The sequence below is a fragment of the Acinetobacter lactucae genome, from assembly GCF_013122135.1.
Classification (GTDB): domain Bacteria; phylum Pseudomonadota; class Gammaproteobacteria; order Pseudomonadales; family Moraxellaceae; genus Acinetobacter; species Acinetobacter lactucae.
In genome coordinates this window covers 942,288-955,035 of record NZ_CP053391.1, presented here as the reverse complement: position 1 = coordinate 955,035, position 12,748 = coordinate 942,288, and the positions used below count along the sequence as shown (strand labels likewise).

Below are 12,748 nucleotides of genomic sequence, written 5' to 3'. Positions count from 1 at the left end.
TAGGATAAGGATATGTATAAAAAAACTGCTTTATTTTTGCCACTCGTTCTAATGAGCCAGCTAAGCCTAGCAGATTGGGTAAAAGATGCTGCACAACAAAATGAAAATCAGGTCATTCAATTAAGACAACATATTCATGAACATCCTGAACTAGGCAATATGGAATTTAAAACATCTGCACTGATTCAAAAAGAATTGAAGTCTTATGGCATTCAGGTCAAAACAGGTTATGCAAAAACAGGCGTAATAGGTATTTTAAAAGGCAATAAACCTGGCCCTATCATTGCACTTAGAGCCGATATGGATGCACTACCTATGGAAGAAAAAAGTGGTGTTCCCTTTGCGAGTAAACAAAAAGCAATTTATCAAGGTAAAGAAACTTACGTCATGCATGCTTGTGGGCATGATGCACACACAGCAATGCTATTAGGTGCAGCAAAAATTCTAGCAGCCAATAAAGATAAAATATCGGGTACCGTCGTCTTTGTTTTCCAACCAGCTGAAGAAGGTGGAGCAGATATAGATAACTTCACACAAGGTGATCAAATCGGTTCAAGAAAAATGATTGCAGATGGTGCCTTTAAAGACTATAAACCAGAAGCTATATTTGGAATGCATGTCATAGCAGGCATGAAAAGTGGGCACCTTTATTACAAGGATGGCGCTATTTTAAATAGTGCAGACCACTTACGCATTCAGGTCAACGGCAAGCAGGTGCATGGTTCGACGCCGTGGTTAGGCAGAGATCCGATTTATGCATCGGCACAAATAATTAATAATTTACAGAGTCTTATTAGCCGCAGGACCGATCTAACTAAAGGCATGGGTGTAGTTAGTATTGGCAATATTCAAGGCGGTACGGCAGGCAATGTGATTCCTGAACAGGTCAATATGATCGGGACTATTCGCTCTAACAACGAACAGATACGGACAAATATCTTAAAAAGCTTACCAGCCATGATAGAGCATAACGCTCAAGCCAATGACGTGACTGCTAAAGTTGAAATTGCGCCTTATGCTCCAGTAACTATGAATGACAAGGCGCTTACTCAATTTATTCAGCCAACATTAGCCAAAGTTGTTGGAGATTCAAAATTGCATGTTTTGGACCATAATGAGAGCGCAAGTGAAGATTTTGCTTATTATGGAAAATTAATGCCTTCATTCTTTGTTTTCTTAGGTGCAACACCAGAAAATCAAGACTTGAGCCAAGCTGCACCTAATCATAATCCTTACTTTATTGTAGATAATAAGGCCTTAAAAGCAGGAACCGAACTACATGTAAGATTCGTATTAGATTATCCGAATATATCAAAACAAGTTCAAAACGCATGGAAGCCCTCTTAACTTAAAACCATGCTAGCCATAGAGTTCGCCGCTTTGTGATTAGAAATACCGCAGTCGCAATTGAAAGGTTGTGCCATAGGACTTAGTATGCAATCTGCTAAACTGCCCCGTATTTAAAAGCATAGATATGGCTTTTGAGTAGAGCTAATGTTTTATTCAACGCCATATTTTAAATATAAAGCTCTATAGTGAACTAAAACGGAATACTCTCATGGCGAATCATTTTGAATTCAACATTCGTGTTTATATTGAAGATACGGACGCAGGTGGTATTGTTTACCATGCCAACCATATTCGCTATATGGAACGTACCCGTACCGAATGGCTCCGCGCTGCTGGCGTTGATCATTACTGGCACCAAAAAGACTACAACTTCGTCGTATATAAAATTGACGTAAAATATATGCGTCCTATTTTAATGGATGATTTAATTACTGTTACAGCACGTGTAGTTTCATGTAAAGCTGCGTCATTTGTGTTGCAACAAAATATTTATCGTGGTGAAATCTTGCTTGCTTCTGGTGAGGTTGAGTTGGCATGTTTAAGTAAAGACTTAATGCCTCGTCGTCTTCCAGAAGAAATACGTGATCTTATTCGTAAAGAATTGGAACAAGACTAAAAAAACAACCGGCATATGTAACCTATGGCAACAAACATTGAATCAACCCTGCATATTTCTGACCTTATTTTACAAGCAAGTCCAGTCGTTCAGTTGGTCATGCTAATTTTATTGTTAGCATCGATCTTTAGTTGGTATCTGATTGCCAAGTTACATATGAGTTATAAAAAAGCACATCAAGACGATGAACATTTCCAAAAAATGTTCTGGTCTGGTGCTGAACTCAATACGCTATACAACAACGCTCAACTCAACTCAAAGCGCTCAGGTCTTGAAGATATTTTTTATCAAGGTTTGAGCGAATTTTTTAAACTCAAAAAACGTCAGGCTCCTGTTTCACAAACAATTGAAGGCACTGAACGTATTTTGCGTGTAGGTTTAAGTCGTGATCAGAGCCATTTAGAATATGGTTTAGGGACTTTAGCAAGTATTGGTTCTGTAGCACCTTACATCGGTCTATTCGGCACCGTTTGGGGTATTATGAATGCCTTTATCGGTTTGGCTGCCGTTGATCAAGTAACTCTGGCAACTGTTGCACCAGGTATTGCCGAAGCCCTTATTGCAACCGCAATTGGTTTATTTGCTGCAATTCCTGCCGTATTGGCTTTTAACCACTTCACTGCTAAAAGTGAAAGTGTTTATTCTGATCGTGCTTTGTTTGCTGAAGAGATGATTGCATTATTGCAACGTCAATCTGTGGGTTCATCACAGGAAGATGCATAATGGCAATTCAGCGTTCAGGGCGCTTTGAGCGCATAAAAAAACCATTAAAAAGTGATATGAACGTCGTACCTTATATTGACGTTATGCTCGTGCTTTTGGTTATTTTTATGGTCACTGCTCCTATGATTACCAGTGGTATCAAGGTTGATTTACCTCAAGCAAATAACCATCCAATCGAATCAAAAGATATGCCAGCTATGGTAACAATTGGCAAAGATGGCAATATTTATCTTCAATATGAAGATTACAAAGATAATGAACCATTATCTCGTGAAAAACTCGAAGCAGTTTTAAGCGATGCTCAAAAACAAGCTGAACAAGAAAACAAACAACTCACAGTTTTAGTCAATGGTGATAAGTCTCGTCCTTATGGTGAAGTCGTATCATTAATGGCGAGTTTACAAGAAGCAGGTTTAACTCAAGTTGGCCTTCTGACAGAGCCTTTAAAATAAGCTATGAACAAAAATCAAAAGCCGCCCTTTAAACAAAATGCGATTGCATTGAGCTTTACACTCGGAGTTCATGCAATTGCCATTGTTGGCTTGCTTTTTTTAGGCTTGAGTAAACCACCTGAACAGCCAAAAAAGCTAACAACTATTTTAGTTAAGCCAGAAGATTTACCCCCTCCTTTAGCCAAAGAAATTGAACAAGAGACTACAGCTACGAATGAAGCAAAAGAGGTATTAGCCCCTATTGTGGATGAAACACTACCTCAGAATCTTCCAGTTGTACCTCCTCCTCCAACGGCTCAACAACTTGCTGCTCAAAAGCAAAAGGCCGAACAGGCCCAGCAAGCCAAGTTAGCTGAACAAAAGCGTAAAGCTGAAGAAGCTGCAAAAGCGAAGCAAGCAGCAGAACAGCAACGCGTAGAGGAAATACAAAAACAGCAGGCTGAAGCTAAAGCAAAATCAGAAGCCGAACAAAAGCGTAAGGCCGAACAAACGGCAAAAGCTCAAGCAGATGCTAAAGCTAAGCAAGAGCAAAGTGAAGCTCGTAAAGCTGCTGAAGATGCTAAACGTAAAGCTGAGGCTGATGCAAAATTAAAACGTGAAGCTCAAAAGGCCGAAAATGCTAAGCTTCAAGCACAACAAGAAGCTAAGCGAAAAGCCGAAGCTGATGCTAAAGCTAAACAGCAAAAAGCTGCCGATGACGCTAAACGCAAAGCTGAAGCTGCTACTAAAGCTAAACAGCAAAAAGCCAATGAGGATGCCAAACGTAAAGCTGAGGCTGATGCTAAAGCTAGGCAACAAAAAGCTGCTGACGATGCTAAACGTAAAGCTGAAGCCGATGCGAAAGCTAAGCAACAAAAAGCTACTGACGATGCTAAACGCAAAGCTGAGGCCGATGCCAAAGCAAAACAGCAAAAAGCTGCTGACGATGCTAAACGCAAAGCTGAGGCTGATGCTAAAGCCAAGCAAAAAGCTGCTGACGATGCTAAACGTAAAGCTGAGGCTGATGCTAAAGCCAAGCAAAAAGCTGCTGACGATGCTAAGCGTAAAGCTGAAGCGGAGGCCGAAGCAAAAGCTGCATCTGCTCAAAAAGCACAAGAAGAAGCAGCTCAAAAGAAAGCTGAAGCTAAAAAAGTTGCTTCTTCAGCTAGACGAGATTTTGAACAAAAAATTCGACGCTCTTGGGATGTTCCAACTGGTAGTAGCGGTAAAACAGTTGGTGTACGTTTTACTCTCTCCGATTCGGGAAGCGTTAACTCTATTGTGATCACGCGTTCAAGTGGTGATGATGCCTTAGACGCAAGTATTAAAGCTGCAATTCAAGCCGCAGCGCCATATCCTATGCCATCAGATCCAGATGCAAGACGTGAAGCAAGAAGTGTTAGCTCTACATTTAGAGCGCAATAATTTTGGAAGAGTTACATGCTTTAAATAGTTTAAGGCATGTAACTATGCTACAAAATCAACAGTCACAAAAATACCTGATATGACTTTAAACTTATGAATACGAGCCGCAAACACCTGCTATCTTTAGCACTGATCACTGCCTTAAGCCCTATTGCTTCCACCACTGCTTTTGCCCAGTTATATCTGGAAATTGCCAAAGCGCCAGATCAGGCACCCAAAATTGCTATTGTCCCGTTTACCAATGACAATGGGCTCTATCCTATTGTTGAAACAGACTTAAACCGTTCTGGGCGCTTTACAAGTTCATCTAAAAATTTGCCTGCCAATGCTGCAATCAATCAGATTCAAGCTTCTGACTGGCAAACTGCTGGTATTCCATATGTAGTTACTGGACAAATTAAACAAACAGCGACAGGTTTTGAAGTTCACTACCAACTTTATGATGTACAAAAGCAACAATACATTTTAAATGAGCTTTTAAATGTACCTGCTTCACGCATACGTCAAGCTGGTCATATGGTAAGTGATGCTATTTATCAAGCGCTTACTGGTATTCCAGGTGACTTTAGCGGCCGTATTGCTTATGTATTAAGAAACCCTGCAACACCTGCGGAGCGTTATACGCTACAAATTGCAGATACGGATGGTGAACAACCAAAGACTGTTTTATCATCCCGTGATCCAATTCTTTCTCCGGCATGGACACCGGATGCTAAAAAAATTGCTTATGTTTCTTTTGAAACTAAACGTCCAGCAATTTATTTACAAGATTTATCAACTGGAACACGTGAAGTACTTACCAGTTTTAGAGGCCTAAACGGCGCGCCAAGTTTCTCACCAGATGGCCAATCAATGCTGTTTACAGCATCGATGAATGGTAACCCTGAAATCTATCAAATGGATTTATCAACACGCCAAGTCAAACGCATGACAAATGACTCGGCAATTGATACCGAAGCACGTTATACACCAGATGGAAAATCTTTTATTTTCACTTCTGACCGTGGTGGCTCTGCCCAAATTTATCGTTATACCTTTGCTGATGGTTCAGTAAAGCGTTTGACATTTAAAGGCTCATTTAATGCACGCGGAACTTTAAGTGCAGATGGCAAAAAGATTGCACTTGTTCATCGCCCAAGTGGCAGCAGTTATAAAGTTGCAATTCAAGACATTAATACTGGCATCACCAATATTCTTACCCCAACTAGTTTAGATGAATCACCAAGTTTCTCACCAAATGGGCAAATGGTGGTCTACGCAACTCGTGAAGGCAACCGTGGCTTGTTGTCTATTATGTCTACTGATGGACGTTTCCGTATGAATTTACCAAGCGAACAAGGTGAAGTACGTGAACCAGCCTGGGCACCAAAATAACTTTTAATTCCATTGACGGAGATGATCATGAAATCAATCAAATATTTAGCTCTACCCTTTCTTAGCGTAGCACTCGTAATGACAGGCTGTGCTAGCCGTAAACCTGCAGCGACGACCACGACTGGTACAAATCCAAGCACGGTAAACACTTCTGGTTTAAGTGAAGATGCTGCATTAAATGCCCAAAATTTGGCAGGTGCTTCATCTAAAGGTGTAACTGAAGCAAATAAAGCGGCTTTGGCTAAACGCGTTGTTCACTTTGATTATGACAGCAGCGATTTATCTACTGAAGACTACCAAACACTTCAAGCTCACGCTCAGTTCCTTATCGCAAATGCAAATTCCAAAGTTGCATTAACAGGCCATACAGATGAACGTGGTACACGTGAATACAATATGGCTTTAGGTGAGCGTCGTGCTAAAGCTGTACAAAGCTATTTAATTACCAATGGCGTAAACCCGCAGCAACTTGAAGCTGTAAGTTATGGTAAAGAAGCTCCTGTTAATGCAGGACATGATGAATCAGCGTGGAAAGAAAACCGCCGTGTTGAAATTAATTACGAAGCAGTCCCTCCTTTACTAAAATAAAGGATATGCAAAAAACGCTCATAAAAATATGAGCGTTTTTTTATTACTTAGAAGATTTCTTTTCTTCTTCAGTATGTTGCATTGACTCAATCAGATCATGCTTATTGAAGTCTTTATATTCAGGTTTTGCCTCGTAGTCTTTCCACGCTTCCTGAACATTTTCTTTCGAAATTTCATCTAGATTGATTGGTTCACCTGCCGTGGGGGTCGCATCAAACTTCTTCGTTGTCATTTCGATTCTCCTACAAATATACAGTCCTTTGTGATGCAATCAACATACCATTTTAATTGGGAGCTTGTAAGCATAAATCCAACACAAATAAAGTAAGATAATTTTTATTTTGTGACATTCTCATCTAGAATATGCCACGTATTTATCTGACTCATTTTGATGCTTGAAGCACAGGAGCTTTTTTTATGTCCAACCTCACTTTGTCCCAATTTTTACAACAACAAAAAGGGAATCTAACACCTGAGTTGGCTCAAGTCATCGATACTATTGCCACTACTTGTAAAACGATCGATCAAGCCTTACAAAAAGGTGCACTCGCTGGTATTTTAGGTAGTGCTGGCAATGAAAATGTTCAAGGTGAAACACAAAAAAAACTAGATGTAATTTCTAATGACTACTTAATTGATGCTTTAAAAGTGCATCCACATGTGGGTGGTCTCGCTTCTGAAGAGCTTGATGATTTCACCCCTGCACAAGAAAATGGTGAATATCTGGTTTTATTTGATCCATTAGATGGCTCAAGCAATATCGATATCAACATGTGTGTAGGCACAATTTTCTCTATCCTTCCTGCAAAAAATGCAGTAACACAAGCAGAAGATTTCATGCAAGCTGGTACACAACAAGTTGCTGCGGGTTATGTACTTTATGGTCCATCAACTATGATGGCTTTAACAGTTGGAAATGGCGTAGCATTCTTTACTTTAGACCCAGAAACTCAAACTTTCTTACTCACAACTGACAATGTTCAGGTTGCAGCAGATACTCAAGAGTTTGCAATTAACGCATCGAACCAACGTCATTGGGAAAATCCTGTAAAACAATATATTGATGAATTACTTGCAGGTAAAACCTCTGTTCGCGGAAAAGATTTCAATATGCGCTGGGTCGCATGTATGGTGGGTGATATTCACCGTATTTTATGTCGTAGTGGTATTTTCCTTTATCCATATGACTTAAAAGATCCGAAAAAAGCAGGTCGTTTACGTTTAATGTATGAAGCAAATCCAATGAGTATGCTCATTGAACAAGCTGGTGGTGCATCAACTACAGGCCGTGTTCGTATTTTAGATATTGAACCAACCGAGCTTCACCAACGTGTTCCTGTAATCATTGGTTCTAAAAATGAGGTTGAACGCGTAACAAGCTACCACTAATAATTTTAATTACTTAGGGCATCATAGTATGATGGTGCCCTTTTGTTGGATATTTTCTTATGGCGGTTATTTTTTTAGAATCAAAAGACAATGCAAAGATTAAACATTTGCGTGGATTAATCGAACTCAGTAACGCCCGAAAAAAGCACCAACAAACCGTTCTTGAAGGCACTCATCTTTGTTTAGCTTGGTTACAACAGCAAAAGAAGATTTTTTCTTTATTTACGACTGAACAGGCATTAGAACACGAAGATTTAAAAAAAATAATTGAACTGCATCAAGGTCATATCTTTGTTATTAGCGAAGTTTTATACAGAGATTTGAGTACATTAGGTACGAGTTTACCTTGTTTAGCTATTATTGACCTGCCTAAAACTGCATCTACTATCGACTATAAGGTAGATACCTTAATTCTTGAAAATATTCAGGATCCAGGTAACGTAGGTACTTTACTACGTTCAGCAGCAGCAGCAAATATTAAACAAATCATTTGCACACAAGGCTCTGCATCCCTTTGGTCACCACGAGTTTTAAGAGCGGGTATGGGCGCTCATTTTAGCTTACATTGTTTTGAAAACTTCCAGCTGACAGATATCCTTCCAAAATTCCAAATTCCAGTTTTTGTTACAAGCTCTCATCGCTCAACGAGTCTTTATTCAAAAGACCTTTCAAAGCCGTGTGTCTGGATTTTAGGAAACGAAGGTCAAGGCGCTAGTGATTACGCATTAGATCACGCACAATCAGTGACTATTCCCCAACCGGGTGGACAAGAGTCATTAAATGTGGCAATTGCAGGATCTATTTGTTTTTTTGAGATGGTCCGCCAACGCCAATAAAACGTTAATTTATTTTACATCTCACATATTTGTGAAAAAAATCAATTACACTAGTAAAAAATAACCGATTGTTGTCAACCTCCCACCTCTTTTCAACGTTATATAAGAGATATATTGAAGATAAGGTGGGTATGTCCAATGACAGGATTTTCCATCTCCATGGATTTAGCACCGAAAAAGTCTCGATCGGAAACATCTAGTGCTCATGCCAGCACGGCTGAGCAACGCCTGAAAGTTTTCATGCAAGATGTTACTGGTCGTGCTTTGGTGATGATGGAGAGTGCTACCCAAGGTCAACAAGGTATTGCGATGGATTTGGTTCAAGAAGCATTTATTGCTTTACACAAATCTTATGCCGATAAAAGTACTGAGGAATGGTATCCCCTGTTTTATACTATTTTGAATAACAAACTTCAGGATTGGCGCCGCAAAGAATCTCGTAGAGCAAACCCATTTTCATTCTTCAAAAAAGTTAATCTGGATAATGACGACGAAATTATCGATGTAGTTGATGAAAAAGCTATTAATCCTGCAGATTTTCTAGATCAAGCGGTAACGATAGAGGAAATTCGGGAAGCGATTGAAAAACTACCTGTTCGTCAACAACAGGCATTTATGTTACGTGCGTGGGAAGGGTTTGACACCCATACAACAGCTCAGATCATGAACTGTACCGAAGGTAGTGTGAAAACCCATTATCACCGAGCAATTCAGGGACTTAGAGAATACTTGGCACATTTAAATCCCTCGGGAGGTTCTGATGAATCATGATGATTTCACTAAAAAGGTGACCTCCAAACTTGATAGTTTGGCAGATCATCATAAAAATAAAACAGTGGTCATGAATCATGTGCTTGACCATATTCAACAAAAACCAGCCTCTTATTATAGTGTCTGGAAAATGACTGGTTTCGCACTTGCTGCAGCGATTACAGGTTTTGTAATTCTGCCAAATTCAGTCGAAATTGTGGATAAGCCACAAAATCAAGTGATTGTAAATCCTAAATTATCTCCACAAATGGTGGAAGATTTAGAGATGTTAATGGTGTTGGGTGAGGATAAAGTACAACATGGCAGCTAAAAAATTAGCGCTTATCCTGTGTTCATTAAGTTTCTTGCAGACAAGTTTTGCAGGTTTTGAACGCTTTTGGATTTTTTCTAAAGATGCCAATGCACAAGTGGATGACACATGGGATGCTCTTTCTGAAGAAGAGCAACGTGCAGTCATTAAACGTTACCAGAGTTTAAAAGAGTTACCAGCAAATCAGAGTAATAACTTACAGCAACGCATGGACTGGTTTACTCAACTTCCTGAAGCTGAAAAACAAAAAATGCGTGAAGCTTGGCAAAAGATGAGTACACAAGAACGTAAAGACTTACGTGAGCGTATGCTTAAAGCGAATGGTGAAGAAAGAACAGCTATTCGTGAAGAATATATGAACAAGTATTTAGAACACTAAGTTATTGTTGAGTTATCAAATAGGTGAAATCTAATCACTTAATTATTTTGATTTCATTTCTTATAAAAAGCCTCCGATTGGAGGCTTTTTTATTCTTTGAGTTTATTTACGATAACGTCTATAAGCTAGTAAACCTAGTAAGGATGCCAAAGATAAAATTCCGAGGCTACCACCTCCGCCCCCACCACGTGTATCGTCTGTAGTAGTAGCAGTACTTACAAGGTTAATTGTGCCAGCTTTAGGTGAGATTTTCCCATCAGCGTCATAAACATTATAACTTAACGAATCATTAAAAGTATTAAATACACTATTTGCCTGAATATAGATATTTCCACCATAACAAATCTTATCCTTATCATCTTTCGGACATGGTCCTTCACGATCAGCCTTAACCACTTTAAAAATACCATCTTTCGATGTTTTGCTCGGTAAATAAATTGGCAACTCAACACCATCTTCATTTACCCAAAATTGTGATTTTGGCTTTAAAAGTGTATTTACAGGCCCATCACCATCATCATTCGCATATTTAAGCAAATTCAATGGAATAGTTTCATTTGCAAGATATTTAAATGTAATTGTTCCATCGCCAGAAACTGGTTCAATATTATTAAAACGAGCTTTTATCAGACCGCTTGAGCTTAATTTATTATCAGCTGTTGTAATTGTATATTTGCAATAAGCATAGGTACCAGCTTGAGTCACGATATCGTCTTTGCGATAAAAAACAATTTGTTGTAAAGTACTATTCCACTCACAGAATACCTTGTCTTTGTCAGATAAATCTTTAACTTGTTGAGCATCATATTTATCATCAAGCGCTCCAATACCTAATGGCTCGGTTGTAATACGATAGTCAGTTGTGTTGAAGAATTTCAGCACATGATTAGCATCTTCAGCCGGTAAAGGTAAATCGTAGTTCTTTAAATCAAGATAAATCGCTCGATATTTGAGATTTGCCTTAGTGGTATCAATTAGATTCTTAAACTCAGCTAAACGTACTTTATAATAAGTAATAAAGTTAGAAGGTGTCTTAGGGTCTTTAATATAATTATCAAATAAATCATAATTTTGTTGATAAGTATCAATTAAAGTTGTTAATGAAATATTACTAACATCCTCTAAGTCACCTGAAGTGAGTTTCATTAACTCAACGGAACCAATATCACAGCTATTGCGACTTCCCGATTGGTAATATGATGTACCGTCTGTCAGACGGTTTAAACCACGTTGGTCAATTGTGGCACAGCTTCCTTTACTATCTTGATCAACATCAATTAAATCTATATTAGAAGAAATATTTTTTGGATAATAAATAGGTAGGAACCCAGTATAAGCTGTTGCTGGTTCTACTAAAGGACTTAGTAGATTACTAAATGATTGTGTACTGATATCAACATTGGTCTGTCCATCAGGTAAAGATTCTTTAGGAACGTCACATTTTGCTGTCGCCGATTTCCAATCAAGCGCATTGAAACTCAGCGTTAAACCTACATTCTTTTCCTCTGCTACCGCACCTAAAAGATATTTACAGGCATAACTTCCAGTATTATAAGCGAGTACGTTAAAACTTAACTTTTTTGCGCCTAGTTTGTCGTAGAGGAAAATACTATTCGCGCTGTTTTCAACAACTGTATTATTTAAGAGTACTAAACTACTGCTTGAACTTAAAATACTTGATGAATTGGCTGGATTATTAGTATCGCCAGTAAACTTGATAATACTGCCATTAGTACTATTTGCTATATTTTTTGCAATAGTATTAACAGATAACGTCGCAGTAGGTTTCCCACAAAACTCAAATGTACTTGTTGAAGCTGTATTTCCATTATTCACAATACTATTTGATGTGAGAGTAATAGTACGGGGTGCATAGACAGTGTCACTAAAACATCCCATTGATAAAACACTGCCTTGTGTTGCGTTATTGCCTTTCAGTAAAGAATGATTTACTGACAAAGTAATATTAGGTGAAGCTAAATAAATTGCTCCGCCGCTTGTTGCCCGAGATGATAGAATCTGGCTATTTTGCAAAGCAATATCAGCACCAGCATAAATCGCTCCCCCCTGACCAGTTGTGAGGCCATTTTCAAGAATTACATTATTTAAGCTTAAGGGCTGTTTATAAGTAGTCGTATTGAAAATACGTGATTTAACTTGAGCATTAATACGTGTTTGTAAGTCAAGCTGTGCGGGATAATCATTGGTTAATACGCTTTTTTTCTGCCAATCTACGGGATCAGCTCCAAAAATAGCAATATTTGCATTTGGTACTAATTCCTTGGTTAAAGTATAAGTTCCAGATTGAAGCTGAATAGATTTTTGTGTAGTTTCACGTGTATCAATAACCGTGCATCCACCATACGATTTACGCAACTCAGCTGTCTTTATTGCTTCACGCAATGAGCAGGCATTCGTATTGTCACCATCTTCATCATCAAAAGTTGTAACATCAATTCTTCCAGTCGTTGTATCTGCAAATAATGGCATTGCAGCAATCACAGCTAATACTAAAAAAGCCTTTTTATAATTTTTCATAGCCTTCATCATCCTTGA

At 38.7% G+C, this 12,748-nt stretch carries 14 protein-coding genes; 12 read left to right on the top strand and 2 right to left on the bottom strand.

What is annotated here, in order from left to right; translation table 11 throughout:
* The first annotated feature begins 12 nt into the window (after window positions 1-12).
* The 7 genes from HLV59_RS04460 (at window position 13) to pal (ending at window position 6,507) form a co-directional block, all read left to right on the top strand.
* A complete protein-coding gene (locus HLV59_RS04460) occupies window positions 13-1,347 on the top strand; it encodes a M20 family metallopeptidase (RefSeq protein ID WP_171429410.1) in 1,335 nt (444 codons plus the stop codon).
* A 211-nt stretch (window positions 1,348-1,558) separates the two neighbouring features.
* Window positions 1,559-1,966, top strand: a complete 408-nt coding sequence (gene ybgC, locus HLV59_RS04455) for a tol-pal system-associated acyl-CoA thioesterase (RefSeq protein WP_001273591.1) — start codon at window positions 1,559-1,561, stop codon at window positions 1,964-1,966.
* A gap of 24 nt (window positions 1,967-1,990) precedes the next feature.
* Window positions 1,991-2,689 carry a protein TolQ gene (gene tolQ, locus HLV59_RS04450; RefSeq protein ID WP_016140259.1) on the top strand — a complete coding sequence of 233 codons (699 nt, stop codon included), beginning with the start codon at window positions 1,991-1,993 and terminating at the stop codon, window positions 2,687-2,689.
* A complete protein-coding gene (gene tolR / locus HLV59_RS04445; RefSeq protein ID WP_016146149.1) occupies window positions 2,689-3,141 on the top strand; it encodes a protein TolR in 453 nt (150 codons plus the stop codon). The genes tolQ and tolR overlap by 1 nt, the downstream gene beginning before the upstream one ends.
* A 3-nt stretch (window positions 3,142-3,144) precedes the next feature.
* On the top strand, window positions 3,145-4,545 hold the full coding sequence (gene tolA / locus HLV59_RS04440) for a cell envelope integrity protein TolA (protein WP_171429409.1): 1,401 nt from the start codon (window positions 3,145-3,147) through the stop codon (window positions 4,543-4,545).
* Between the two features lie 93 nt (window positions 4,546-4,638).
* Window positions 4,639-5,919, top strand: a complete 1,281-nt coding sequence (tolB, locus tag HLV59_RS04435) for a Tol-Pal system beta propeller repeat protein TolB (RefSeq protein ID WP_016140256.1) — start codon at window positions 4,639-4,641, stop codon at window positions 5,917-5,919.
* 27 nt (window positions 5,920-5,946) lie between these two features.
* Entirely contained in the window at window positions 5,947-6,507 is a 561-nt protein-coding gene (pal, locus tag HLV59_RS04430) for a peptidoglycan-associated lipoprotein Pal (RefSeq protein ID WP_002118513.1), read from the top strand.
* Window positions 6,508-6,550: 43 nt separating this feature from the next.
* Here pal and HLV59_RS04425 read toward each other — a convergent pair whose 3' ends face one another.
* Complete coding sequence (locus HLV59_RS04425; protein WP_016146153.1) at window positions 6,551-6,739, bottom strand: NF038105 family protein; 189 nt, start codon at window positions 6,737-6,739, stop codon at window positions 6,551-6,553.
* A gap of 185 nt (window positions 6,740-6,924) precedes the next feature.
* Here HLV59_RS04425 and HLV59_RS04420 point away from each other — a divergent pair, with 185 nt between their 5' ends.
* From HLV59_RS04420 to HLV59_RS04400, 5 genes are all read left to right on the top strand, one after another.
* Entirely contained in the window at window positions 6,925-7,896 is a 972-nt protein-coding gene (locus HLV59_RS04420; RefSeq protein WP_031949073.1) for a class 1 fructose-bisphosphatase, read from the top strand.
* Window positions 7,897-7,955: 59 nt separating this feature from the next.
* Window positions 7,956-8,732: a TrmH family RNA methyltransferase gene (locus HLV59_RS04415; RefSeq protein ID WP_016140253.1), complete on the top strand. Its 777-nt coding sequence runs from the start codon at window positions 7,956-7,958 to the stop codon at window positions 8,730-8,732.
* 159 nt (window positions 8,733-8,891) lie between these two features.
* The gene (locus HLV59_RS04410; protein ID WP_171429408.1) at window positions 8,892-9,503 is read left to right on the top strand and encodes an RNA polymerase sigma factor; all 612 of its coding nucleotides are present in this window, start codon (window positions 8,892-8,894) and stop codon (window positions 9,501-9,503) included.
* Window positions 9,493-9,813, top strand: coding sequence for a hypothetical protein (locus HLV59_RS04405; RefSeq protein WP_002118556.1), 321 nt, complete (start codon window positions 9,493-9,495; stop codon window positions 9,811-9,813). The genes HLV59_RS04410 and HLV59_RS04405 overlap by 11 nt, the downstream gene beginning before the upstream one ends.
* Window positions 9,803-10,192 carry a DUF3106 domain-containing protein gene (locus HLV59_RS04400; protein WP_016140251.1) on the top strand — a complete coding sequence of 130 codons (390 nt, stop codon included), beginning with the start codon at window positions 9,803-9,805 and terminating at the stop codon, window positions 10,190-10,192. The genes HLV59_RS04405 and HLV59_RS04400 overlap by 11 nt, the downstream gene beginning before the upstream one ends.
* Window positions 10,193-10,294: 102 nt before the next feature.
* On the opposite strand, the gene HLV59_RS04395 is transcribed toward HLV59_RS04400, so the two are convergent.
* Window positions 10,295-12,730, bottom strand: a complete 2,436-nt coding sequence (locus HLV59_RS04395) for a CSLREA domain-containing protein (RefSeq protein ID WP_171429407.1) — start codon at window positions 12,728-12,730, stop codon at window positions 10,295-10,297.
* Window positions 12,731-12,748 lie beyond the last annotated feature (18 nt).